Origin of the sequence: Prosthecobacter fusiformis (genome assembly GCF_004364345.1) — a bacterium.
Classification (GTDB): domain Bacteria; phylum Verrucomicrobiota; class Verrucomicrobiia; order Verrucomicrobiales; family Verrucomicrobiaceae; genus Prosthecobacter; species Prosthecobacter fusiformis.
Genome location: NZ_SOCA01000001.1, coordinates 258,653 through 284,543, shown reverse-complemented (window position 1 = coordinate 284,543; position 25,891 = coordinate 258,653). Strand labels below are relative to the sequence as shown.

The window sequence follows — 25,891 nt, the reverse complement described above, 5'->3', positions numbered from 1 at the left end:
CTAGGCGCAGCTAAATGAAATGCGCATGGAGCCAATGGACAAGAGAAATCCTCCCATGCTGCCGGATTCAGGGAGTCTTGCACCCATTTCATCCAGTCTGACATGACAATTCCCGGATTCCTACGAAGCCGGGGAAGTGAATGGCGTGCTTTGGCCGGTCTCCCTCTGGCTGGTCGAGTCTCGCTTTGAGCAGTTTACGTCTAGCCGCGCCTATGAAAAATCTCCTCCTTTTTGTCTCCCTGCTTCTCTCCTTTCCTGCATTGGCGACGACGGATCTCACCGGCCCCCCAGGCAGTGTGGCTTTTGGTTCTTATGTCAAAGTCTTGCCAAATGGAAACATTGTGGTGACAGACCCTAGCTATGGCATTCCTGGCGGGGCCACCAAGGCGGGAGCAGCCTATCTGATCGATGGAGCGACTTTGGACGTGATCAGCACCCTCACCGGCAGCAATACCGATGATCAGGTGGGCAGTGGGGGCATTGTCATATTGAGTGATGGTAACTTTGTTGTCATTAGCTCGAGCTGGAATGGCAATAACGGCGCCGTGACCTGGGGCAATAGTACCACGGGCTTCTCTTCCAATACCGTTTCCGCTAGCAATTCACTCGTCGGTGGCAGCGCCAACGATGCTGTGGGCGCAGCCATTAATGCCTCTGGAGTGTGTGCATTGGCCAACGGCAGGTATGTCGTAGCCAGTTCAGAATGGAATAACCCCGTCGGTCCCGTAACCAAGGTAGGTGCCTATACCTGGTGTGATGCTGGCGGTGTCACTGTGGGCTTGGTCTCACCCAGCAATTCTTTGGTGGGGGGTAAAAAAGATGATGGCAACCAGCCAAAGATCGCGGTGCTTTCCAATGGAAACTATGTTGTGGCTTGTCCGGGTTGGGATAATCCTTCAGGCTCCATTTTAAACGTGGGGGCGGTGACCTGGTGCAATGGCGCAGGCAGTACGGTGGGGCTGATCACGGCTTCCAATTCTTTGATCGGCGGCTCCACATCCGATGGGGTAGGCAGTCAAGTTATGCCTTTGACTAATGGGAATTATGTGGTTAGAACTGTGACATGGGATAATCCCTCGGGTGCCAAGAGCAATGCAGGTGCAACGACTTGGTGCAATGGCCTGGGAGGCACCGTGGGCGTGGTTTCCTCCAGCAATTCCATCGTTGGCACGAGCGAGCACGACAGCTCTTACATGGCTGTGGTGCCACTGACGACGGGCCACTATGTGATCGCGCTGCCGGGTTGGGATAATCCGACCGGGCCGGTGGCGGATGTGGGCGCTGTGATTTGGGGGAATGGCAGTGGCGGTACGGTGGGGGAGGTTTCCGCATCCAATGCCTTGATCGGCGGCAGGAGCGGCGACAATGTGGGAACGTCCGGGAGTTTTACTGGCGTCACGCCTCTGGCAAATGGCCATTATGTGGTGGCCAGTCCAACGTGGGACAATCCTTCCGGACCGGTGACGGATGTTGGCGCGGTGACTTGGTGCAAAGGCGACGGCACCACCGTGGGCCTGGTAACATCGGGCAATTCACTCACTGGCAGCACGAACGATGATCGAATAGCGGGGGGCAGCATCCTCGCTCTCACCGCGCTTCCGGATGGCAACTATGTCGTGTGCAGCTCTCTTTGGGACAATCCAGTAGGCCCGGCTGCGGATGTGGGAGCGGTGACTTGGTGCAACGGCACCACAGGCAGAAGCGGGGCGGTCAGCGCTGCCAACTCGTTGATTGGCGGGTCGTCTGGCGATAGAGTGGGTTCAGGATTTGGGGCCAGCCTTTTGACCAATGGCAATTATGTTGTGAGCAGTCCATCGTGGGACAATCCAGCCGGACCCGTGGCGAATGTCGGTGCTGTGACATGGTGTAAAGGCGATGGCACCACCACTCAGGGTTTGGTGACGGCTGCAAATTCAATGATCGGCGTTACTGCGGATGATGCAGTTGGAGAACGCGGGGCCGTTGCCTTAGCCAATGGCAACTATGCCTTTGGCAGTCCATCCTGGACCAACCCTGCCACCGGTGTCGGTTGGGTGGGGGCCGCGACTTGGGGTAATGGCAGCACGGGTACAACCGGCGTCGTCACTGCGAGTAACTCCATTATCGGAGCTACGGAATATGATAATCTGCCTGCTGACGGCATTGAAGCCTTTTCTAACGGTGGATACCTCTTGTACAGCCCCTACTATAACTTTTTTGAGGGAGCCCTCACCTACGTTCGCGGGGATATGGCAGTGAGTGGTCAGCCATCAACCTCCAACACCTATTTCGGCAGAACTTATATTCATAATGACTTCGATCCCTTGGGCGAGCGTGTTATTTTGGGAACGGGCTTCCAAAACAAGGTGGTCATCATTTCCACCGCAGTTCCGGGTCCGGAGATTGAGGTCTCGGGAAGCGGCAACGTCATCACCGATGGTGATACCTCGCCAGCCGAGGCGGATAACACAGAATTCGGCAGCACCACCGTAGAGGACGGTACGGTGGAGCGGATGTTTACCATTGAGAATACCGGCCCCCTGGAGCTAAACCTCAGCGGTACACCGAAGGTGGTGGTAGGCGGTTCCCATGCAGGGGACTTCACCGTGTCAGTGCAGCCATCCTCTCCCGTGGCCAGTAACAATAGCACGACCTTTGAAGTGATCTTTGATCCCAGCGCTTCGGGCCTGCGCACAGCCACGTTGAGTATAACCAATGATGATAGCAACGAAAATCCTTACAACTTCAGCATCCAGGGCACAGGCACGGCAGTCACACCGGAGATCGCCGTTTCAGGAAACAGCGTCGAAATCGCAAATGGGTCAGATGCACCCACCACGGCGGATCACACGGACTTTGGTGATGTGGCCACCCCTGGCGGGTCACTGTTGCGGACCTTCACGATTGCCAATTCTGGCAGTGCCGTGCTGAACCTCACGGGCTCCCCCAAGGTAGCGGTGAGCGGCACCCATGCGGCAGACTTTTCCGTAACGACACAGCCGGGTGCATCAATCGCCGCCAGTGGCAGCACGACCTTTCAGGTTACCTTTGCCCCTGCTGCCACGGGCCTGCGTAGCGCTACACTGAGCATCCAAAACGATGACAGCGACGAAAATCCCTACACCTTCGACATCCAGGGTACAGGCACCGGTTTGTCGCCGGAGATTGCTGTCGAGTATCCGTCAGATCAAGATCTCACCAGCGGCATTGCCAGCATTTCTTTTGGCATTCAGGCACCGACAACGACCAGTGCGGCCAAGACCTTCACGATCAGGAATACAGGTTCAGGAAGCCTCTCCCTGCAAACCTTCACGAAGGGCGGAGCCCATCCTGATGACTTCATCATTTCTGCACCAGTAACAAACACGGTGGGCGTGGGATTAACCACCACATTTACCGTCACCTATCAACCGAGAGATGGCGGTTCCCGCTCGGCCACGCTTTCCATAGGCAACAACGACAGTGATGAAAATCCTTTCCAAATCACTCTGACCGGTTCAGACGGTGCTCCCATGATCAGCTTGATCCCTGATCAATCTACCGATGAGGACACTCCAGTGGGACCCATTGCCTTCACTGTCGCGGATGAGGATGGTCCAGCGTCCGCAGTGACGCTGAGCGGCACCTCTGAAAATCCGGATTTGATTCCCGATGAGAACATCGTTTTCGGCGGTTCGGACGGCAACCGTACCATCACCCTCACACCAGCGGCAGATCGTTCAGGCGTAGCCACTATTTTCGTGGAGGCTGCCGATGGCTCAGGGAACCGCGCCGTCGTCACCTTTGTTCTCACTGTCGATCCAGTTTCTGAGCCACCCATCGCTCTGGATCAGGCAGATATGGGTAAGGAAAATGACCTTCTGCATGTGGCCTTGCAGGCCTATGATCCGGATGGAGATGCGCTGACTTATACGTTGGAAGACGAGCCTGAGCACGGCACGGTGACGATCAATGAAGACGGCACCTACAGCTATTTGCCAGACGATAATTTTCTCGGGGCAGATAAGTTTACCTACTTGGTCAATGACGGCGGCTTCGACTCCAATGTGACCACGGTGACTCTGATGGTGGTTCGGCAGCCATCCCATTGGTCATGGATGGCGGGATACTCCGTGGTGAATCAGCCCGGTACCTATAACATCGCTGGACCCAACTCCATCGGTGTGGTGGGCTCGCGCAGCGGCCAGGCCACGTGGTCTTTACCAGGCTCCAGCATGCTGTGGGTCTTCGGCGGCACCGGTTGTGGAGACAGCAAGAACACCGGCTTGCTCAATGACCTGTGGCGTTGCAATCTCACCACGCAAACATGGACTTGGTTAGGCGGCAGTAAAACGACCAAGACCAAAGGCACCTACGGCACGCTGGGGGTTGCCGCCGCAGATAACATTCCTGGTGCACGCACCGGTGGAAGTACCTGGATAGACTCTGCCGGTGACCTCTGGCTCTTTGGCGGCACTGGCCTGGACAGCACGGCATCAGGCAATGGCCTCTTGAATGACCTTTGGAAATATTCCCCCAGTTTGACTCAATGGACCTGGATGGGCGGCAGTAAAACGATCAAGGCCCCGGGTGTCTATGGTACTCAAGGTTCACCCCAGCCGGCCAATGTTCCCGGCGCGCGCAGCGGCGCAGCCACTTGGGTGGATACCCTGGGTAATCTCTGGCTCTTTGGCGGCACTGGTTATGGAGCCACCACCAAGTCTAGCGGCACACTCAATGATCTGTGGAAGTACAACATCACCACTCAGGAGTGGACGTGGATGAAGGGACCCAGCACCATCAAAGCTGTGGGGACTTATGGTGCCCAGGGAGTCGCGACTGCTAGCACGATCCCTGGTTCACGCAGTGACGCTTCCGCCTGGGTGGATAAAAATGGCATGTTCTGGCTTTTTGGCGGCAATGGCATCGGCCTCACTGGCGGGGCAGGGGATCTCAATGACCTCTGGAAATATGATCCTTCCGCCAATCTGTGGACCTGGGTGCGCGGCGAGACCCAGACGGACTCTTTAGGCAACTACGGTACACTGGGCATCCCTGCGGCCACCAACGATCCCGCAGCGCGTGCAGGTGCCTCCCCTTGGGTGGATGCCGAAGGTGCTCTGTGCTTCTTCGGTGGTGATGGCCGGGCAGTACGTGATGATATCTGGCGCTACCTGCCTGATACCAATCAGTGGACCTGGATAAAAGGCTCTAGCTCCCTCGCCTTCATCAAGCCAATCTACGGAGACTTCGGAATTGGTGCGCCGAGCAATACTCCAGGATCTCTTCGCAGCGCCTCCGCAGCCGCGGATACCGGCGGTGATGTCTGGGTGTTTGGTGGCGGCAGCGGCACCAGCCACAATAACAGCCTTTGGAAACTCGATTTGCCACCCGTGATGAAGGTGCAAACCAATGCCGCAACATCCGTCACCGGCAGCGGTGCCACGCTCAATGGCATCATCAATCCCCGTGAACTGGCCACCACCGCTTGGTTCCGTTATTCACCCCGCCTGGACATGGTTGGCGCCGTGCTGACCAGCGTGACGGTCATGGGCGACGGCACTGACGATGTGCCTTTGGCTGTACCTGTGACTGGCCTAACAGAGGGTACGACTTATTATTATCAATTGGTGGGCAGCAATCCATTTGGCCAGCGCTCCGGCGGCATGCGCACCTTCACCACCACAGGCACCGCCCCTCCCGTGACGGTAGCCTTTGAGAGCACCAGCTCCACAGTGAAAGAATGCGACGGAACCGCTGTCATAATGGTAGCCCTCAGTGCACCTGCGCCCGTTTCTTTTGACCTTCCCTTCATCATCACCGGCACCGCCACGCCAGGCTCCACAGGGGATTATACGGCACCGGCTTCGTCGCTGTCTTTCGTGGCGGGTCAGATGGTGGGACGTATAACCATTCCCATTCGCAACGACCTGATACCCGAGGTGGAAAAGACCCTCATTGTGACCCTGAACCCACCTTCAGCAGGAGCCACCCTGGGGGGCAGCACCGTTCATACCATCACGTTGCAGGATGGTGATGTGGCCGTGGTTATCGTCACACAGCCGCAGTCAAAAATTGTCGCGATGGGCAGCACCACCACCCTCAGTGTCACAGCCACTGGGACCGGCCCGCTGACCTATCAATGGAAAAAGAACGGTGCCAAAATCAGCGGAGCCACGTCAGCCAGCTACAGCATTCTAAACACGCCCTTGACTGCGGCTAACAACTACACAGTCGATGTGACCAACCCGATAGGCACCAAGCCCAGCGCCAAGGTCGATCTATACGTGGTGGACACCACGCCGAAGTACGCTTCTCTGGCCGTGGGTTCTAAGATCACTTTCACAGTCAATACCGGTGGCGTGGGTCTTGGATTTCAATGGTACAAAGGTGTGACCGTGATCACCCCCGCGAAGACCAAGACACTCTCCTTGAGCAAGCTCACCACCGCGGATGCGGCTGTTTACACCTGCATCGTCAGCAAGTCTGGAATAGACAGCCTAACCAGTGGTGAGTTCAGGCTCACTGTACCGACTTCGAAGCCCGAAATCACCCCCATCACTGCGCTGCCGCCCGGCGTTGTGGGCGGCTCGTATTTGCATGTGATCGAGTTTAACGATGATCCTCTCAAAGCCCCGAAAAGCTTCTCTGTCACCGGCCTGCCTACTGGGTTAAAGCTGGATGCTACCACCGGAGTGATCAGTGGCGATTGCACTGTCGGGGTGACAGACAAGGCCATCACTATCACCGCGACCAACTCCGCTGGCACCAGCACCAAGGTCAATAGTAAGATCACCATCCTTGGTCTGCCGCCCACCGTGCAGGGCACCTGGCTGGGCGTGATGGAACGGCGTCCGGGTGTGGGCGATAATCTTGGCGCGCGCTTGGATCTGACCGTCACCTCCACTGGCAACTACACGGGCAAGCTCCTGCTCAGCGGCACCTCGCTGGCCATTAAGGGAAACCTCATGGTGGACATCGATACCAGCGGCCCTTCGCCAGTGGTTAGCAGCGTTAGAGGTAGGACTTTTTTCACTCGCAAAGGCCTTCCATCTCTGGACCTGAACTTCGTTTTAGGCCTAACAAATAATTTATTGACTGGAAGCCTGCTGGATCCCGCCAAAGCCGACACAGCACTCATCGACGGCATTCGCAACAAATGGAGCAAGAGTGGACTGAAAGCCACAGACTACGTCGGCTACTACACCTTTGGCCTCGATCTCACCCCTACCAACATCGGTGATATCGACTGCCCGCAAGGGAATGGCTTTGGCAGCTTCAACGTTGCCGAGGACGGTAAACTCTCCGTTACCGGCCGCACTGCCGATGGCTTGGCCTACACCACGGCTGGCTTTGCCGGACCTTCAGGCCAGGTGGTGTTCTTTGCCCCATTTAAGCCCAGCATTGGCTCGCTCGTTGGGATGGGCACCATCACCGCAGTTCCTGCCGGGGCCTTCGCCAACAACACCTTCACTGGAAGCGCGACTTGGAACAAAGGCGTCGCGCCTAAGACGTCCAGCGATCAAGCCTACCGCCCCGGATTCCCCTCCATGGCACTCGACCTTGCGGGCGGCAAATACAAAGCACCTGTGTCCGGCGGTGTGGTCATGGGCCTAACCAATTACGATAATAAAGCCCGCATCAACTTCAGCGATGGAGGCCTTAATCCTGGCGACATCACCCCGCACATCTTCAGCATTCGCAATACCAAGACCAAAGGCATCACCCAGAGTGTCAAAGTAATCGCCTACAATACCCGAATCTCGCCCAACCCTAATCCCTACAAGGTCAACTTCGCCCTCGCCTCCAGTCCTTCAGGGGCCTTCATTGGTGCCTTCACCCTTCCCAATGCTAACTCCGCACTGGTGCGCACTGCCAAGTATCAAGGCATCATCGTCTGGGATGGTAGCGCCTACAGTGCCATGGGTTACTTCCTCCTTCCCAAACTCCCTGAACCCGGTCAGACCATCAAGACATCGCCAGTCCTCAGTGGCCTGACCGTCTTGGATGAAACTCAGTGATACCTCTTGGGATTTACTCACACTCAATAGCAGCGTCCATGAAACGGCTCAGCAATGCCAGGTAAAGCCAGTTGCAAACCCATCAGAAAGCAGCTAAACCCATGCCACATCAAGTGGAAGCGCCCGTAGCTCAGTGGATTAGAGCACCGGATTTCTAATCCGATGGTCGCTGGTTCGAATCCAGCCGGGCGCGCTTTGTTACCAGCGGTCCCAGGCCCAGAGGAGGCCGGAGAGGGCGATGAGGGTGAGGGCGGGGAGGCAGATGCGGGTATGATACCAGGTGCGCTGCCACCAGGGGCTGAAGATGGCTACCAAGCCGAAGATGAGGACGAGCTGGCCCAGTTCGACACCGAGATTGAACCCGAACAGGGCGGCGATGGGACTGGTGCGGATGCTGGTTTGCTGAATAAGGCTGTGGGCAAAGGCGAGGCCGTGTATACCTCCAAAGAGGAGGATCATGAGAGGGCGCCAGCGCTCCAGCCGGGTGGGGTATAAGCCTTCGAGGGCGAGGATGGCGATGCTGAGGCCGACGCCGATTTCCACCCAATGACTGGGGACTTTCAAACCGGTCAGGATAACCACGCCGAGCATGAGGGAATGGGCGAGGGTAAAGAGAGTGGTCTGGATGAGCAGGATGGGCAGGGTGCGCGAAAGGAAGAATAGACCGAGTATAAAGGCGATGTGGTCCAGTCCGTCGGGCAGGATGTGGCTGAAGCCGGAGGCAAGTTCCTGACGGAAGATTTGAAGGTCGAATACGCCGATACCATCCGCAGGTATAACCTCATTGAGCCCCAGGAGCAGGAGGAGCGGCAGGATGAGGAGGGTATGGATACTTTTTAGCATTCGGGGCAGGGCGGAGGGAGCATAACGGTGGGAATTGGCGCGGTGTATTCATTTTTCACTTTTCAGAGCTGGGGTCATCCGCCTTTTTAGGTGGAATGAGCCATCGTATTCATGACCTGCCCGAGGAAGACCGTCCACGTGAGCGCCTGCTGCGGCTGGGGCCGGGGGTGCTGACGGATGCGGAACTGCTGGCCATCTTTATCAATACAGGGATGAAGGGGGAGAATGCGATCCAGGTGGCGCAGCGGCTTTTGCGAGAGGTGGGCACGTTGAGGCAGCTCTCGCGCACCAGCCCGGCGGAGCTGGCATCCTCCCGGGCGCTGGGACCGGCGAAGGCTGCGCATCTGGCGGCGGCTTTTGAGATCGGTAAACGGGCAGAGCGGGAATGGGCCAGGGAGGTGCCGATGAATGCACCGGAGCTGATTTACAGGTATCTGGCGGCGGAAATGCAATGCTTGGCGCATGAATCGGTGCGGGTGCTGCTGGTGAATACCCGGCTGCATTTGCAGAGGGACGAGGAGCTTTTTCGTGGGACTGTGAATGAATCGGTGGCGCATCCGCGCGAGATTTTGCAGGTGGCGATTGTGCATAAGGCCTTTGGTTTCGCACTGGTGCACAATCATCCATCGGGGGATCCGAGCCCGAGCGCGGCGGACAAGACGCTGACGCGGAGGCTGAAGGAGGGGGCGGAGATTTTGGGGCTGAATTTTGTGGATCATGTAATCATCGGCCTGCCTGGGGAGAACCGGGGGCAGCCGTATTTCAGCTTCCGGGAAAACGGCATGATCTGAGTCGAGGGCGAAACTTGCATTTCGGAGACGTGAGCGGATGGTTCGAGAGCCATGCTTTTGATCATCGACAATTACGACTCCTTCACCTACAACCTCGTCCAATACTTTGGCGAGATGGGGGCGCAGATGGAGATCCACCGGAATGACCGGATCACCCTGGAGGAAATCGCCAAGATGAAGCCGGACCATATCTGTGTCTCGCCAGGGCCTTGTACGCCGAAAGAGGCGGGTATCAGTTGTGATGTGATCCGCACGTTCGGGCAGAGCACACCGGTGCTGGGAGTATGCCTGGGGCATCAGAGCATCGGGCATGTGTTTGGTGGCGAGGTGGTGAGGGCGGGCCGCCTCATGCATGGGAAGACGTCGGTCATTGAGCATACGGGCAAGTCGGTGTTTAAGGATCTGCCGCAGCCGTTTACGGCCACGCGATATCATTCTTTGTTAGTCAAGCGGGATACATTGCCGGACTGCCTGGAGATCACGGCGGTGGCGGGGGATGATGAGAGCGAGATCATGGGGCTGAAGCACAAGGAACTGCCGATTCATGGGGTACAGTTCCATCCAGAATCCATCCTGACGCAGGAGGGCAAGAAACTGCTGAGGAACTTCCTGGAGATGTGAAGAACTGGCCGGGGAGGTCCTGGTGAAGGGCCTGCCGGTGTTTTTGACAAACAGGATTTCGCTCCTTCCATGACCTACCTTCTTACCTTTTTGGCGGGTTTCATCTGTGGCACGGCGACGTGGCTGCTGTGGATGGCGTTCCGTTTTATCATGGATATCAAGGCGGTGAGGGCTGAGGTGGCCGGGTATATGAATGCGGCGGAATCGCCCAAGGACGTCGAGGCCAAGCGCACGGTGGAGGCTTGCAAGAACCGGTTGCGCTGGCAGAAGCGCATGAATCCGGAGTGGCTGCCGCCTCTGGTTGATGAGGTGCCGAGACTGGTGCGTGAGATCGCCCGGATCTATCATCCGCAACATCCGGAGCCGCTGCTGGCACCGGGGCTGAGCCAGTTCAGCCGGGCGGTGCATTTGGCGGCGATGGATATCTCGGACTTTCTGCAGACTCGGTCCATCGGCAGGCTGGTGGATGTGAGTGCGAGCACGGCTTTGAAGACGTGGGAGATGACACATAAGATCGCCACGCATGAGGCAATGCAGACGGCTGGGAAATGGTATAAGCGGCTGCTGCCGGTGTGGCAGGTGGTGAAGTATAAGTCCCCCATGGTCTGGGCAGGAGTGGCGGTATCGAATGTGGCGGCACGCACGTTGCAGCCGGCGATCATTGATATTCTGGCCCGGCGCACGATTGACCTGTATAGTGGCCGGATTGGGCAGAGTGCGCCCGTTATCATCCCGGAAGTGGTGGTTCCGGAGTAAGGCGAAAATAGGTAAAATGGATGAAGGTAGTTGTGAAAGGAGGGAGCTATCTTTGCTACTTTGCTCCTCTGCGGGAAGAACTGGGCGTTATACTGTCATCGGTTGGCCGCAGAGGGGCAGAGGGGCAGAGGGGCAGAGGAGGAGTTGGAGTGGTGTTAGGAGGGTGGGAGGGGCTTCGAGGTGGCTTTCCGCTCAGGGGACTGAGCGGGCTACTTTTTGAGGAGCTTCGAGGGTGGGCGGGAAGGAAGGAGGCATGAGGAGTTTTGAGGTGGCTTTCCGCTCAGGGGACTGAGGGGGGCTGCTTTTTATTGGGTGGGGGTTATGGGTCTTTGCCGAAGCATTGGAGGCGGCCGTCCATGGTGCTGACGTAAACGCGGCCTTGGGCGACGGTGATGCCGTCCCAGACGGGGGGGCTGGTGATTTCGAGGCCGTCGCTTTGCTCGCCGGTTTCGACGTTGACGGCCCACATTTTGGCACCGCGTTCGCCACTGAGGGCGGCGTCCTGTTCGGCGAGTTCTTTGAGGATTTCGGGGTCGCGGGCGGCGAGGCGTTCGAAGGCGTATTCTTCATCGATGGTATCCGGGGGGCCGCTGACGAAGAGGGTGTTACCGGCGAGGGCCATGCTGCGGGCGACGATGGGGACGTAACGGTCCCAGGTGTGTTTGACGAAGCTGCCACCGGCTTTGCCAGGCTTGCTGGAGGTGCCTTTAAACCAGAGGGCGGCACCGACTTTGCCTTTGCCCGTTTCGACGCCAGCTCCGACGCCATGAAGGTCGTTGCCGGAGCTGTCGCGGGAATCGCCATTGTCAAAGTTGCAGACGAGAACAGCATCGGCGGGACGGGTATCGGGGGCAGCGAAACGGGATTCCACTTCGGCAGGGGATAGGACTTTGTGGTAGAGGGCGAACTGGTCCATGAGGCCGCTGAAGCCGCCCGCATCGCCATCGGCAGCACCCTTACCCTGGCCGAGAAGGAGGGGGTTTTTGGGGCGGGAGGCAATGAGGTCACTGGCAAGGCCTTGGGAGACGAGCTTACCGTCCAGGTAGAGGCTCATGCTCTTGTCTTCGGCGAGGGTGGCGACGATGTGGTGCCAGCCGTCGGTGAGAGCTTCGGGGGAGACGATGGTGGTGACTTTGGAGGAGCTGCGGACGTGGAACTGGGGTTTCTTTTCGCGGATGTCCAGGACGACGCCCTGGAGGGGGCCGCCATGGTGCAGGATGGTGCCGCTGGCGGTATCCGGGAGGACCCAGGCTTCGACCGTGAGAGCGGTCTGGGAAGGATCGAGGAGGTCAGCATCGGGGAACTGGACGCTGCCAGGGACGGGCTGACCTTTGGCAACGGCTGCGCCTTTACCTTTACCCTTACCTTTGCCCTTGCCTTTCTTTTTGGCGGCAGCTTTGGCCTTCATGGTTTCGCTATGGCCGACCTGGGTTTCTTTGGCGGGCTGCTGGGCGAGGGGCTGGCCGTCAGGGCCGAGGACGACGGAATTGCCTTTGCGCTCGGTGGTGGCGGAGGCGGTGTCATAAGCTTCATCCGGAGCTCCTTTGGGAGTGGAGAAGAGGGTATATTCCATGGTGGTGGTCCACTTGTAATACTGGGCCTCGCGACCGTAGGAGTATACGTTCTTGTCATCGTGCACGAGGATGCGGCCTGCTGGAGCGTACTTGCCGGCCTGGAAGTATCCGCCGTGACCTCCGGCGAAGCTTTTGCCGTAAACCCAGTAGCTGCGGTGGAAATTGGAATCGTCCAGGAAACCCATGGGAGCGAAGAGGTGCTGGCCCTCGCCTTTATGGGCACCGCCCTGCTTGTCGAAATCTCCGGACACGGGTCCGATTTCAACGCGCTTGCCATCGGCCCCGATCTTTTGGGTGCGGAGGTAAGTCCAGTGGCCATCGCTGCTGAGGATGTCATTGGAGGCGACGGGCATCTGGAGAGTCTTGTGGCGATCATTGAGGTCGCCGCCAGTGTCGGGATCGCGGTCATCGTAATGCTCCTTGACCTTCATTTCTCCGGTGCGGGCATCGAGGCGGTAGAACCAGAGACCATCATCCAGGAAGCAGGAACGCCCGGCGACGAAACTGACGAGGCCGTTTTCCACAAGGACACTGCCGTGGATGGGCCAGACACTTTCCATCTGCTCCCAGGCGGCATGGCTGAGCGGGCTGGGCGCGCCTTGGAATTTCCATAGGAGGGCTCCGTCTTTGGCGCGGAGGCAATAGACGTAACCGTCTTTGCCGCCCACATAAATGCGGCCCTGCCAGTAGCTGGGTGGTGAGTCGATGCGGCCTCCAGCGATGAAGTGCCAGGCGGCTTGGCCGGTGGCGGAATCGAAGGCGTGGAGGGTGTGCTTGTCCGTCTCGGCGACGAAGGTGAGACCAGCGGCGCTGGAGGTGGTGGTGAGGGGTGGGGTGAGCTTGACCTCCCAGGCCATGCCGAGGTCTTTTTTGAGGTCCTGGCTGGAGGAGCCGCTGCGGGAGTTATCGGCGCGGTAGGTGGGCCAGTCTTTGCTGTCGGCTGCGACTTCTGCCACCGGATCGGCATAAACGGCACCTTTGGTTAGGCGCTGGGCATCAGGTGTGGAAGGGGGCAGGGGATAACGGGGTGCGGAGGCCATGACGGCCATGCCATCGAGCTTGGCCTCGGGGTAGCAGGCGCAGTTGTGCGGGCCGGCATAAGTGAGGCCGTTGGCGGGCAGTACGCCGTAAAGGCAGGCACCACGGACCCAGTGATTGAGATCCCAATGCTGCTTTTCCATGTCCACGTACTCGATGCCGGTGCGTGAGGGCATGAGGTATTTTTCGGTGGCCTTGGCCTGGTAGCAGCGGTGGTGGAACCAGTAGGTGCCTTCGGGGACGTCGGGATAGAATTGTTTTTTGACCTCGCCAGTGAGGGGATCGCGGCCGGTGTATTCACCGCTTTGATTGCCGCTGAGGGTTCCTGCATTCCATACTAGGCCTTGGGCGACGATGAGGTCTTCCATGCTGCGGTATCCGCTCTTTTCATGGGAGGCAGTCCAGATGTCTTTGCCGGTGTCTGCATTGACGCCTTTCATGCTGCCATCGCCACCTGCGTAGAGAATCATGTCATTGTGGAGGAGGACGCGGGGGGCGAAGTTGAACTCATAGAGCTTGCGACGTTGGGCGGGGACATCGGCGAATTTGGTTTCGCCTGTTTTCACGTCGAGGCAGGCGAGGCCGTCGCCATTGTAATAGACGATGCGTTTGTCATCGAGGCAGAGGGTGACGGGGGCGATGCGGTCTTCTTTTTTCCAGAGGGTTTCGCCAGATTCGGCATTGATGGCAAAGAGGTTGCGGGGTTTGCCATCCCAGTTGAACTCGGTTTCGACACGTTTTTGGTCGCTCTGGGCTTTGACGGAGAATTCGTCGTTGAGACGCCAGGGTTCCTGGTTGGCGAGGGCGAAGAGGGTGCCGTTGCGGTAGATGATTTCTTCAGTGCCCGCAGTCTGGGGGTATTCGCGAATGAGCTCGCCGGTGGCGGCATTGAGGCAGGAAACGGGGGCGGCGATGCCGAGCGTGACATAGACTTTATCGCCAATGGAAACGAGGCGGCGGGTGAGCTGGGTGGGGCCGGACTTGAGGGGCCAAAGGTGGGTGCTCCACTGGGGGATGGGTTTCTTCCAGAGGATGGTGCCATTGAAGGCATCTCGGGCGATGAGCATGAACTTCGCAGGCATGAGGATGGAGATGCGGCTGCCTTCATCCATGATGTAAAAGATGCGACCACCGGAGGAGACCTTGGCGCTGACGGAGGACATGCGGTCATGGTGACGGCTCCAGCGGGGATTGCCGACCCACTGCATGCGGGTGGGAGGACCGACGAGCATGTCCCTGGAGGTGGTGTTGCCTTTGGAATCGTAGGCGTAGTGAGTCCATTCATCCATGCCGTTAGGCCAGGCCTTGACGGTCTTTTCCCACTGGCCGTTTTTGCGCGTCATGGCGACACCGAGCGGGGTGAGGACGCGGTCGATTTCCTCTTTGGAGACGGAGGGATCTTCGATGACGAGGAGGTTCACGAAGTTTTCGATGTAGGGGAGGTATTTGCCGTCCCAGCTTTCGATGGCGACGTTGCCGTAGCTGCCGGTGGTGTGGATGCTTTCGCGGATTTTGGCAACGGCGGCGGTGTCCTGGGTGAGGCCCTGGACCTGGTAGCGGTCGCTGGCTTTGAGGGCGGTGGTGAGGGTGCCATCGCCACAACCGACATGGACGATGATGCCGCCCTGGACGCCGGATTGCTGGAGGATGTCGGCGGCGTCATCGGCCCAGAGGGGGGCGGTGATGGAGAGAAGCAGGGCGAGCAGAGGGCGGTTCATGGTGAGGCGTGGTGACGCTGAAACGTGGGGCGGGGAGGGATGTTTCGAGAGGAGGTTTGGGAGGGCAGGTTTTTTAGACAGGATTACAGGATTGGCAGGATTAACAGCAGGGTAAGCTGTGGGAGGGAGTTCGAGGGTGGGGAGCTATCTTTGGCTACTTTGCGGCGAGAACTGGGCGTTATGATGTCATCGGTTGGCCGCAGAGGGGCGGAGGAGCAGGAGGCAGAGTTGGAGTGATCGCTGGATGGTAGGAGGGGCTTCGAGGTGGCTGTCCGCTCAGGGGACTGAGCGGGCTACTTTTTGAGGTGGGTGGGGGAGCTATCTTTGGCTACTCTGCGGCAAGAACTGGGCGTTATGATGTCATCGGCTGGCCGCAGAGGGGCGGAGGAGCAGAGGAGGCGGAGTTGGAGTGATCGCTGGATGGTAAGGAGGGGCTTCGAGGTGGCTGTCCGCTCAGGGGACTGAGCGGGCTACTTTTTGAGGTGGGGCGGGTTAGGAGGCGGTTTTTTTGTGGGGGTAGAGGGTGGGGGGTAAGGGATGGGGGGTGGATTTTTTCCCCATTTGGGGATTTAGGGGGATAAAGGGTTGTGGATCAATGGATTGGGGTGGGGATGTTGGTTCCCCATTTGGGGGTTTGGGGGAGGTGATGGGGGGATGGCGATGGAGGGTGAGGTGGGTGGTGATTTCGGTTTCCAGGGAGGTTAGTCGGTCTTCGAGATGGGCGATTTCAGTGGGGGGAATAGGAGGAGGGGCTGGTTTGGGGGTGGGGAGGAGATTGGGGAGTTCGGATTCGGGGATGGGCTGGGGGTAGGGGCGGGTCTGGGGGGAGTCAAAGTAGGCGATGAGGTCGAGATCGGCCATTTGGGAGCGGAATTGGTCGATGGCTCCGGTGGGGGTGGGAAGGCCGGTGAGTTCCTGGGCGATGTTTTGGCGGTTGAGGCCGGCGAGGAGCGTTTGTTCGAGGTCGGTGAGGTGGGCGGCTTTGGGTTGGGGCTGCTGCTCGGCGGGGAGAGGCTTGGTGAGGTGCCAGCCTTTGAGGCGGCAGAAGAGGGTGGCGGCGCGAAGCTGGAGGGGGAGGACTTTGCGGGTGCCATTCATGACCTGCCAGAGCCAGGCGAGCATTTGATCCTGGGTCTCGGGCATGAGTCGGAGGGAGGGGGCGAAATGCTGCTGGAGGTCGTTGATCTCTGGGAGGCATTTTTGGAGGTGGGCGACACGGGCGCGGATGGCGGGGTGGCTGGCAAGCTGGCGGGAGCGGGTTTTGATGTTTTTGACGCTGTAACCGGCGTGGACATAGGCGGAAGGGAAATCGTGACCGCTGGCGAGGAGGCGGGAGAAGGCTTCGTGGCGGGGGTCTGGAAGGGTGTTCATGGGATGATGTTTATGGATGTTTGTGGGCAGGGATGAGAAGGGTAGTCGGGGAAAAAGGGCTTTTTTTGACAGGATTGGCAGGATTAACAGGAGGCTGAAAAAGGCTTTATTTAATGATGTTTTGTGATGATGGTTGGCCGGGGGAAGATCGGGGAGGGGATGGGGATTGTGCAAGGGGGGAGGAGGGGGACTTGGGCTAAGTGGGGAAAAAAGTGGAGAGGGCTTTTTTTGACAGGATTTGCAGGATTCACAGGAAGGTAAGCTGTGTGAGGGGGTTCGAGGGTGGGGAGCTATCTTTGGCTAATCTGCGGCGAGAACTGGGCGTTATGCTGTCATCGGTTGGCCGCAGAGGGGCGGAGGAGCAGAGGAGGCGGAGTTGGAAGGTTGGGGGGCTTCGAGGTGGCTGTCCGCTCAGGGACTGAGCGGGCTACAATTGGTTGGAGGGGGGCTGAGAGTGCTTAAAGGTGATGAATATTATGGTTTTTATTGCTGTTTGGTTAAATTCTTGGTAGATTATCTCGAAATCAAAAATATATCATGAGCACACAGCGCCTTTTTTGCTGGTCTATCGCGACGGTGGTGGCGGTTTTTTCGTTGAGTTCGTGTGCGTTATCCCCGCTGGAACTGGTGGGGTGGGCGAGTCCGCAACCGAAGGAGGGGGTGCCTTTGCAGCCGGGGACGAGGTATGAGGTGCGCAAGGCGCTGGCGGCGGGGGTGCCATTCCGCCCGCAGGAGCTGAAGCGGTATTATTTTGTGATGGATGCTCCGAGACCGCCGCTGATGGCGGCGGCGCAGATCCCTGGCCGCCGGATGACGGTGAGGACGACGGCTTACTGCCATGATGAGGATGATCACATCGTCTATGGGGTGAAGAATGCGCTGGGAACGCCGCTGAAATTCGGGGCGGTGCGGAGCGCGGCGGCGGATTGGTCGAGGTATCCGGTGGGGACGCGATTCCGTATCGCTGGACAACCGGATGTGGTTTATGAGGTGGATGATTATGGGAGTGCGCTGGTGGGTACGGGAACGATTGATCTCTATAAGCCGACGCAGGGGATGATGAATGACTGGGGGGTGCGGCATGTGGACATCGAGGTGCTGCAGTGGGGGTCCTACCGGAAGAGCATGGAGATCATGCGTGAGCGCACCCGGTGGCCGCATGTGCGGCGGATGGTGGATGAGATCGAAACCCAGGTGTATCAGGTGACGGCGGAGGCGCTTAGGGGGCCGATGACGGCTTCGTTGTGAGGGGCGGGGGAGAGGGAGCTTTTTTGGACAGGATTACAGGATTTGCAGGATTGATATGAGGGGAGTGGGGCTGGGAGCTTCGATAATGGGTGGGTGGTAGGAGGGTTGGGGGAGTTTCGAGGGGCTATCCGCTCAGGGACTGAGCGGGCTACTTTTGGGGGGGAGGTGATGGGAAAAAAGGGGGCCGGGGGAGGGGGTGTGTGCGTTTTAATGGGTGGGAATGTCTGGCAATGTGTGTGCGAGATGCTCTTGTACTTTCTCATGAACGCGATCACGGGTTTCTTTTCTTCGTCGTGGATGCTGGCGGCTCTGACGGGCTGTGTGCTGATGGTGGGCTGTCAACCGAAGGAGGAGGCACCGCCTGCGCCGCCGCCACCGGCGGTGATTGTGGGGAAGGTGACGAAAGAGACGGTGCCGATCTATGTGGAGAATGTGGGGCAGACGCAGTCTGCGGAGACGGTGGAGATCCGGGCGCGGGTGACGGGGTTCATCACGGAGGCACCTTTCAAGGAGGGGAGTCTGGTGAAGAAGGGGGATCTGCTGTTTCAGATCGACAAGCGGGCGTATGAAGCGGCGGTGGACCAGGCGAAGGCGAATGTGGCGAAGGCGGAGGCGAGTGTGGAGCGGGCGCGGGCGGACATGGTGAGGCTGGCACCCCTGGTGGCGTCTAGCGCGATCTCCAAGCAGGAGAGTGACAATGCGGCGACGACAGCGAAGCTGGCGGATGCGGACCTGCTGGCGGCGAAGGCGGCGCTGGCGACGGCGGAACTGAGCCTGAGCTATGCGACGATGGTGGCGCCTTTTGACGGGATGATCGGGGCGCGCAATGTGGATGTGGGAAACTTTGTGGGAAGCAGTGCGGACACGATGCTGCTGGCGACGATATCAACGACGGACCCGATGAGGGTGGTCTTCAATGTGGCGGAGCAGAATTACCTGCGCTTCCAACGTCGGTTCATGGGGGATGATGCGGCGAGGGATGAGCACAGTGCGAAGATGGAGTTTGAACTGATTTTGAGTGATGGCTCGGTGTATGACCGGAAGGGGCAGTTTGAGTTTGCGGACCGGGCGCTGGACCCACGGACGGGGACGCTGAAGATCGAGGTGAGTTTTCCCAATGATGAGCATCTGCTGAGGCCGGGGCAGTTTGCGCGGGTGAGGGCGAAGCCTGAGGAAAAGCCGGATGCGCTGCTGGTGCCGCAGCGTGCGGTGACGGAGACGCAGAGCCTGCAATCTGTGCTGGTGGTGGGCGAGGGGAACAAGGTGGAGCAGCGGACGGTGAAGACGGATGGGCGGTTTAATGACCAGTTCATCGTGACAAGCGGGGTGAAGGAGGGGGAGCGGGTGATCATCGAAGGGGTGCAGAAGGCACGTCCGGGGATGGTGGTGAATCCGCAGGAGGAGGGGGCGGAACCGGCGGCGGCTGCGCCTGAGAAGAAGGTGCCGGAAGCCGGTACGCAGACGAAGTAAAACCATCCGCCGGAGAACCCACGCTATGGCTCATTTCTTTATCAAACGCCGCGTCTTCGCGATGGTGCTGTCCATCCTCATCGTGCTGGTGGGGTGGCTGGGGCTGACGGGGCTGCCTATCGCCCGCTACCCGAACATGACGCCGCCGACGATCCAGGTGACGGCGGTGTATCCGGGGGCGAGCTCGCAGGTGGTGGAGGAGACGGTGACGTCTCCGCTGGAGCAGGAGATCAACGGGGCGGAGGACATGCTGTATATGTCCAGCGGGAGTACGAGTGACGGGCAGTGCAGCATCAAGGTGACTTTCCGAGTGGGGAAAAACATCGATGACGCGGCGGTGGATGTGCAGAACCGGGTGGCGCGTGCGCAATCAAGATTGCCAGCGGATGTGGTGAAGAACGGGATCACGGTGACGAAACAATCCCCGGACATGCTGCTGGTGTTTGCGGTGAGTTCTGAGAACGGCGAGTATGATGACCTGTTCCTAAATAACTATGCATTCCTGAATTTGCAGCCGCAGATGGCGCGTGTGCCGGGGGTGGGAGCGGTGAACATTTTCACGCAGAAGGATTACTCCATGCGGGTGTGGCTGCAGCCGGACAAGCTGGCGAACCTGGGCCTGACGGCGACGGATGTGACGAGGGCGCTGCAGGAGCAGAACATCCAAGCGGCGGCGGGGCAGATCGGTGCGCCACCGGCGGAGAAGGGGACGGAATTTCAGTACTCTGTGAATGTGAGGGGGCGGCTGGTGAATGCGGAGGAATTTGGCGAGATCGTGATCACGACGCTGACGGACGGCACGGTGGTGCGGCTGCGTGATGTGGCGCGTACGGAGCTGGGAGGGAAAGACTATGCGAGCTTTGGGAGGATCAATGGATCTCCGGCGGCGTTGATCGGTATTTTTCAACTGCCGACGGCGAATGCGCTGGATACGGCGGTGGCGTGCAGGGAGCGGATGGAGGAGCTTTCGAAGAGCTTTCCGCCGGGAATGGTGGCGAAGGTGAGCTTTGACACGACGCTTTTTGTGACGGCCTCTTTGGAGGAGGTGATGCATACGCTGGCGGAGGCGTTTGTACTGGTGGTGCTAGTGGTGTTTATCTTTTTGGGGAACTGGCGTGCGACGTTCATCCCGATGCTGGCGGTGCCGGTTTCGCTGATCGGAACGTTTGCGCTGTTTGGCGCGCTGGGTTTTACGATCAATACGCTGACGCTGTTCGCGCTGGTGCTGGCGATCGGGATCGTGGTGGATGATGCGATCGTGGTGGTGGAGGCGGTGGAGCATCACATCGAGCATGGGCTGAGTCCGCTGGAGGCGACGAAGAAGGCGATGGATGAGGTTTCCGGGCCCGTGATCGCCATCGCGCTGGTGCTGTGCTCGGTGTTTGTGCCGGTGTCCTTCATGGGAGGGATCACGGGGAAGTTGTATCAGCAGTTTGCGATGACGTTGTCTGTCTCGGTGATTCTTTCGGCGCTGGTGGCGCTTTCGCTGACGCCGGCGCTGTGTGTAATGCTTTTGCGGCCAAGAAAAGAGACGAAGGGGCCGATGGGGCGGCTGCTGGGTGTTTTTAACCGCTGGTTTGACCGGCTGACGGGAAGCTATGTGAAGATATGCCGGTGGATGATGCGGTATGCGGTGATCGCGGCGGTGCTGCTACTGGGGATTTATACGGGGATCATCGGGCTGCTGAACCGGCTGCCGACGTCGTTCCTGCCGGATGAGGACATGGGGTATATGTTTGTGATCACGACGCTGCCGGACGGGGCCTCGCAGGAGAGGACGGACAAGGTGCTGAGGAAGGTGGAGGACATCCTGGGAAAAACACCGGGGGTGAAGGATGTGATCACGATCGGCGGGCTGAATTTGCTCAGTGGTGCGCGGAGCTCGAGCGCTGGTGTGTGCATTGTTTCGCTGAAGGACTGGAAGGAGCGGACGGATCCGTCCATGCAGGTGGGGCAGCTTGTGCCTTCAATTTTTGCGAGAGTGAGCCAGATCCCGGAGGGGATGGTGATCCCGACGGCACCGCCGCCGATCCAGGGGCTGGGGAATGCGGGAGGGGTGCAGTTTGAACTCCAGGACCGGAGCGGGGGGACGCCGCAGCAATTGCAGGGGGTGGCGGACCAGTTTCTAGGAGCAGCGGCGGAGCATCCGCAACTGGCGCGCGTCTTTAGCTTTTATAGTACGCGGGTGCCGCAGACTTTTGTGGAGCTCGACCGGGATAAAATCAAGACGCTGGGTATCCCGCTGGACGGGGTGTTCTCATCCTTGCAGGCGTATCTAGGGGGTATCTATGTGAATGACCTGACGCTGTTTGGGCGGAGTTTTCAAGTGAAGGTACAGGCGGAGCCGGAATACCGGATGAAGCCTGAGGACATTTACGGGATCTATACGCGCAATGCGGAAGGGGGCATGGTGCCGTTCAGCACGTTTGCGAAGGTGGAGACGGTCACGGGGTCTGACCTGCTGCCGCATTACAATGTGTACCGGACGGCGGAGATCAGTGCGACGGGGAAACCGGGGGTGAGCTCTGGGCAGGTCATCACTGCGATGGAGGATCTGGCGAAGAAACATCTGCCGGAAGGGTATGGCTATGAGTGGACGGGAACGGCGCTGCAGGAGAAAGAGGCATCGGGGCAGCAGACAACGATTTTTGGCCTGGCGCTGCTCTTTGTTTTCCTGGTGCTGGCGGCGCAGTATGAAAGCTGGGCGGTGCCTTTTGCGGTGCTGTTTGGGCTGCCTATTGGTATCTTTGGGGCGTTTATGGCGGCGTGGCTGCGGGGGCTGACGAATGATGTGTATGTGCAGATCGGCCTGGTGATGCTGCTGGGGTTGGCGGCGAAAAATGCGATTTTGATTGTGGAATTTGCGCGCACGAGGCGTGAGGAGGGCATGAGTATCCAGGAGGCGGCACTGGAAGGGGCGAAGCTCAGATTGAGGCCGATTGTGATGACCTCGCTGGCGTTTATCCTGGGGGTGGTGCCGCTGGTGCTATCCAGTGGTGCGGGTGCAGCGAGCCGGCAAAGCCTGGGGACGGCGGTGTGCTTTGGCATGACGGCGGCGACGGTGATCGGGGTGTTTTTTATCCCGTGGCTGTATGTGATGGTGCAGACGCTGGCGGAAAAAATCAGCGGGGCACCGAAGGTGGAAGAGCCGGTCCCGAAGGCGGAGACGCATTGATGATGAAGGGGCTGGGCGTGTGGGGAGAGAAAGGCTTGGTGAATCTCTGCACGCAGGCGTTGGATTCATCGAAAGGGTTGGGGATTGCGGGCGTTTAGTTGGCCATGTTTTGGCGTCCGCTTTTATATACTCTTGCCTTTTGTTCTGCTCTCCAAGCCCAGGGGCCTGTGCCTGCTCCTCTGTCATCGCCGGTGAAGATCCAGCAGGCGCTGGCAGCTTCTCCTGATGCGAGTCAGCTGGAGAAGATCCATAACGATGTGGTGCGCCTGTTTGGAAAACAGAATCTGCTGAAGGGCAAGCCCGGAACGAAGGTGGAGAGAACGACGGTGGCCTGGGCGATCATGGACATGGGCGCGGCACGGGTGGTGCGGGGGAATGGGACGCTGATCGGTGAAATGGTGCGGGTGGGGGATGACGGGCTGCAAGTGCTGGTGCAGAAGATGGCGAATTTTCAGGAGTTTAACTACCGCATCGAGGTGGAGGGAATGGCGCGGGTGGCTGGCATGGTGCACCTGGAGCATTATGAATACACGGCGGACAGTGAGCCGCAGGCGGGGGTGCCGGTGGGGAAGCTGGAGAAGTTTGACTGGAATGAGAGCCAGGTTTTCCCGGAGACGCATCGTGGGGTGACGGTGTATATCCCGCAGCAGTATAAGGCGGGCGAGGAGGCGTGCCTGATGGTGTGGCAGGATGGCGGGCGACATGTGGACCCAAAGGGATCCATGCGGGCGAGCACGGTCTTCGATAACCTAATCCACCAAAAGAAGATGCCGGTGACGATTGGGGTCTTTATTGATCCGGGCCGCAGGCCTAACCAAAAGCCTGGAGAAAAGGCGGCGAACCGGGGGGCTGAGTATGACAGCCTAGGGGATGCCTACAGTCGGTTTTTGCTCACGGAGATTCTGCCTGAGGTGGAGAAGCGTTATGGAGTGAAATTCCGCCAGGAGCCTGAGGCCAGGGGCCTTGCGGGAGGGTCCTCCGGCGGCATTTGTGCGTTTACGGCGGCATGGGAACGGCCTGACAAATTTCACAAGGTGCTGAGCTGGGTGGGCACGTTTGTGGACATCCGTGGTGGCAATGCGTATCCGTATCTGCTGCGGGTGACGGAGCGGAAGCCGATCCGGGTGTATCTGCTGGATGGGGTGAATGACCTGGATAACAAATTTGGCAACTGGCCGCTGGCGAACCGGATGATGGAAGCGAGCCTGAAGTACATGAATTATGACTACAGGGTGGACTGGACGGAGTGCTTCCATGGCAGCCGTGGCATGGCTCCGCATCTGCCAGAGGCGCTGACCTGGCTGTGGCGGGATGTGAAGTGAGGCGGTCTAAGCGTCCGCGCCGACGGGGGCGATGCGTTTGAGGCTATCGAAGCTGACTTTCTTCATGACGGAGATGAACTCTTTCATGTAGGCGGTCTGGGAGAGGCTGCGGGTGGTGGCGGCGTGGAGGTTGGCGAAGAGGCCCTGTTTGCGCACAGGGCGGGATTCGACATAGCCTTTTTCCAGATAAGGCTGCACAGCCCAGCCAGGCATGGCGGCGATGCCACGATGGCTGGCGACGAGCTGAAGAATGGCGACGGTGAGCATGGCGGTGCGGCGCACGGGATTGACACCGACGGGGCCGAGGACTTCACGCACGATGTCGATGCGGTCATCGGGGATGGGGTAGGTGATGAGGGTTTCTTTGGCGAAGTCCTGCGCGGTGAGGAAGGTCTTGCGAGTGAGGGGATGTTTACGGGCGAGCAGAGCGAGGACTTCGTAACGGAAGAGGGGGTGATAGACGACGTCTTTGCGTGAAGGGGCTTTGGAGACGATGACGAGATCTGCCTGATCTTCCAGCAGGAGGCCGGTGGGGTCGGGCTGGAAGCCGGAGACGAGGTCCATTTCCACCTCAGGCCATGATTCACGAAAGGTATCCATGGCGGGCATGAGCCAGTCGAAGCAGGAATGGCATTCGACGGCGATCCTGAGCTGGCCGGCCTTGCCTTCGGCGATGCGGGCGACGTCGCGCTCACATTGCTGCATGGTTTTGATGACGTCGTAGGCGCTGCCTAACAAACGTTCACCTGCGGGACTGAGGCGGAGGGGGCTGCTTTTGCGCTGGAAAAGCTCCACGCCGAGGTGTTCCTCGACGGCTTTGATCTGATGGGAGAGGGCGGGCTGGGAAAGGTGGAGGCGACGGCCTGCTTTGGACAAGTTGCCGGTTTCAGAAAGGGCGATGAGAGCCTGGAGGTGGCGGACTTCGAGCATGCTGCATCATAGCCCGGCCAGAGAATGATCCAGGAAGGAGCTGGAAAAAAAGTACAACTGCTCGCCAGATGCCTGTTTATGTTCTTTGGTGACACCCCTCGACATGACTTCGCTTGGCCGCTATCTCCTGATTTCTATTTTGATCCCAGCTTATACCTCCTGGGCACAGGTGCCTGAGGTGAACGTGGCTGCGGGGACTGAGCCGCCCAAGGAGGTCATCCTGAAGGCAATCCCGGTGGATGAGCCGATGCCGAATCTGGGGCTGGAGTCAGCCCTGGAAGAACTGCCGAGGAGCCTGCCAGAGGAGTTTCAAACGGTCTATACACGCTGTGAAGTGCCTGAAAAAGTGGTGGCCATAACGTTTGATGACGGGCCGCATCCGGACTTTACGCCGCGTCTTCTGGACACGCTGCGGGACCGGAACATCAAGGCGACTTTTTTCATGGTGGGCAGGAATGTGAAGGCCTTTCCACAGATTGTACGCCGGATGGTGGAGGAGGGGCATGAGGTGGCCAACCATAGCTGGTCGCACCCTTTGCTGACTTCTCTGGGGACGGAGAGTGTGGAATCCCAGATGCGCCGCACGCATGATGCCATCATCGCTGCCTGTGGCCGGGTGCCGGTGCTCTATCGTCCGCCTTATGGCCAGGCAAGGCTGTCCCAGCGTAAACGGATTCGCGATGTTTTTGGTTATGCCACCATCCTCTGGGATGTGGATCCGCAGGACTGGCAGTCCCCGCGCAAGGTGGAAAAAGTGCATGACCGAATTTTGAGCATGAGCAAGGCCGGCTCTATCATCCTCTGCCATGACATTCATGAAACCACGGTGAATGCGATGCCTGCGCTCCTGGATGAAATGAAGCGGCAGGGGTATCATTTTGTCACGGTCTCCCAGCTCATTCAGTATGAGGCCAGGAACCAGCCTGTCGCGGCGGCCACAGTGCATCCTGAGGATGCGGTGGTTGTGCCGACCACGGAGATGCCTCTGGGTGGCCTTGCGCCAGCGGCTGAGACAATTTCATTAGATCCGCTGCCTCCTGGTCAGCCGTAAAACA

General features: G+C 58.9%; 13 protein-coding genes and 1 tRNA gene. 10 read left to right on the top strand and 4 right to left on the bottom strand.

What is annotated here, in order from left to right:
* The first annotated feature begins 212 nt into the window (after window positions 1–212).
* Together EI77_RS00895 and EI77_RS00890 are read left to right on the top strand one after the other, a co-directional pair.
* The gene (locus EI77_RS00895; RefSeq protein ID WP_166646945.1) at window positions 213–7,979 is read left to right on the top strand and encodes a choice-of-anchor D domain-containing protein; all 7,767 of its coding nucleotides are present in this window, start codon (window positions 213–215) and stop codon (window positions 7,977–7,979) included.
* Window positions 7,980–8,098: 119 nt separating this feature from the next.
* Window positions 8,099–8,172, top strand: a tRNA-Arg gene (locus EI77_RS00890).
* 5 nt (window positions 8,173–8,177) lie between these two features.
* Here the strand turns inward: EI77_RS00890 and EI77_RS00885 are convergent.
* The gene (locus EI77_RS00885; protein ID WP_133792872.1) at window positions 8,178–8,822 is read right to left on the bottom strand and encodes a HupE/UreJ family protein; all 645 of its coding nucleotides are present in this window, start codon (window positions 8,820–8,822) and stop codon (window positions 8,178–8,180) included.
* Window positions 8,823–8,917: 95 nt separating this feature from the next.
* Here EI77_RS00885 and radC point away from each other — a divergent pair, with 95 nt between their 5' ends.
* The 3 genes from radC to EI77_RS00870 all read left to right on the top strand — a co-directional run bounded on the left by radC (window position 8,918) and on the right by EI77_RS00870 (window position 10,990).
* Window positions 8,918–9,613 (top strand): RadC family protein, encoded by a 696-nt coding sequence (gene radC, locus EI77_RS00880; protein WP_133792871.1) that lies wholly within the window; start codon window positions 8,918–8,920, stop codon window positions 9,611–9,613.
* Between the two features lie 51 nt (window positions 9,614–9,664).
* Window positions 9,665–10,234: an anthranilate synthase component II gene (locus tag EI77_RS00875; RefSeq protein ID WP_133792870.1), complete on the top strand. Its 570-nt coding sequence runs from the start codon at window positions 9,665–9,667 to the stop codon at window positions 10,232–10,234.
* Window positions 10,235–10,303: 69 nt separating this feature from the next.
* Window positions 10,304–10,990, top strand: coding sequence for a hypothetical protein (locus EI77_RS00870; RefSeq protein WP_133792869.1), 687 nt, complete (start codon window positions 10,304–10,306; stop codon window positions 10,988–10,990).
* A 319-nt stretch (window positions 10,991–11,309) separates the two neighbouring features.
* On the opposite strand, the gene EI77_RS00865 is transcribed toward EI77_RS00870, so the two are convergent.
* Entirely contained in the window at window positions 11,310–15,320 is a 4,011-nt protein-coding gene (locus EI77_RS00865) for an outer membrane protein assembly factor BamB family protein (RefSeq protein ID WP_133792868.1), read from the bottom strand.
* A 492-nt stretch (window positions 15,321–15,812) separates the two neighbouring features.
* Entirely contained in the window at window positions 15,813–16,691 is an 879-nt protein-coding gene (locus EI77_RS00860; protein ID WP_133792867.1) for a hypothetical protein, read from the bottom strand.
* Window positions 16,692–17,228: 537 nt separating this feature from the next.
* Here EI77_RS00860 and EI77_RS00855 point away from each other — a divergent pair.
* The 4 genes from EI77_RS00855 to EI77_RS00840 all read left to right on the top strand — a co-directional run bounded on the left by EI77_RS00855 (window position 17,229) and on the right by EI77_RS00840 (window position 23,906).
* Window positions 17,229–17,939, top strand: coding sequence for a 3D domain-containing protein (locus EI77_RS00855; protein ID WP_243838631.1), 711 nt, complete (start codon window positions 17,229–17,231; stop codon window positions 17,937–17,939).
* A 261-nt stretch (window positions 17,940–18,200) separates the two neighbouring features.
* Entirely contained in the window at window positions 18,201–19,409 is a 1,209-nt protein-coding gene (locus EI77_RS00850; protein ID WP_166646944.1) for an efflux RND transporter periplasmic adaptor subunit, read from the top strand.
* Between the two features lie 25 nt (window positions 19,410–19,434).
* Window positions 19,435–22,584: an efflux RND transporter permease subunit gene (locus EI77_RS00845; RefSeq protein ID WP_133792865.1), complete on the top strand. Its 3,150-nt coding sequence runs from the start codon at window positions 19,435–19,437 to the stop codon at window positions 22,582–22,584.
* 167 nt (window positions 22,585–22,751) lie between these two features.
* Window positions 22,752–23,906, top strand: a complete 1,155-nt coding sequence (locus EI77_RS00840) for an alpha/beta hydrolase (RefSeq protein WP_166646943.1) — start codon at window positions 22,752–22,754, stop codon at window positions 23,904–23,906.
* 6 nt (window positions 23,907–23,912) lie between these two features.
* Here EI77_RS00840 and EI77_RS00835 read toward each other — a convergent pair whose 3' ends face one another.
* Window positions 23,913–24,836, bottom strand: coding sequence for a LysR family transcriptional regulator (locus EI77_RS00835; protein WP_133792863.1), 924 nt, complete (start codon window positions 24,834–24,836; stop codon window positions 23,913–23,915).
* Window positions 24,837–24,939: 103 nt separating this feature from the next.
* On the opposite strand from EI77_RS00835, the gene EI77_RS00830 reads away from it, so the two are divergent.
* A complete protein-coding gene (locus tag EI77_RS00830; RefSeq protein WP_133792862.1) occupies window positions 24,940–25,887 on the top strand; it encodes a polysaccharide deacetylase family protein in 948 nt (315 codons plus the stop codon).
* Window positions 25,888–25,891 lie beyond the last annotated feature (4 nt).

Coding starts and splice junctions, on each gene's coding strand:
- EI77_RS00875 (WP_133792870.1), top strand. CDS start 9,665: ATGCTTTTGATCATCGACAATTACGACTCCTTCACCTACAACCTCGTC.
- EI77_RS00830 (WP_133792862.1), top strand. CDS start 24,940: ATGACTTCGCTTGGCCGCTATCTCCTGATTTCTATTTTGATCCCAGCT.
- EI77_RS00860 (WP_133792867.1), bottom strand. CDS start 16,691: ATGAACACCCTTCCAGACCCCCGCCACGAAGCCTTCTCCCGCCTCCTC.
- EI77_RS00895 (WP_166646945.1), top strand. CDS start 213: ATGAAAAATCTCCTCCTTTTTGTCTCCCTGCTTCTCTCCTTTCCTGCA.
- EI77_RS00845 (WP_133792865.1), top strand. CDS start 19,435: ATGGCTCATTTCTTTATCAAACGCCGCGTCTTCGCGATGGTGCTGTCC.
- EI77_RS00885 (WP_133792872.1), bottom strand. CDS start 8,822: ATGCTAAAAAGTATCCATACCCTCCTCATCCTGCCGCTCCTCCTGCTC.
- EI77_RS00870 (WP_133792869.1), top strand. CDS start 10,304: ATGACCTACCTTCTTACCTTTTTGGCGGGTTTCATCTGTGGCACGGCG.
- EI77_RS00855 (WP_243838631.1), top strand. CDS start 17,229: ATGAGCACACAGCGCCTTTTTTGCTGGTCTATCGCGACGGTGGTGGCG.
- radC (WP_133792871.1), top strand. CDS start 8,918: ATGAGCCATCGTATTCATGACCTGCCCGAGGAAGACCGTCCACGTGAG.
- EI77_RS00850 (WP_166646944.1), top strand. CDS start 18,201: ATGAACGCGATCACGGGTTTCTTTTCTTCGTCGTGGATGCTGGCGGCT.
- EI77_RS00835 (WP_133792863.1), bottom strand. CDS start 24,836: ATGCTCGAAGTCCGCCACCTCCAGGCTCTCATCGCCCTTTCTGAAACC.
- EI77_RS00865 (WP_133792868.1), bottom strand. CDS start 15,320: ATGAACCGCCCTCTGCTCGCCCTGCTTCTCTCCATCACCGCCCCCCTC.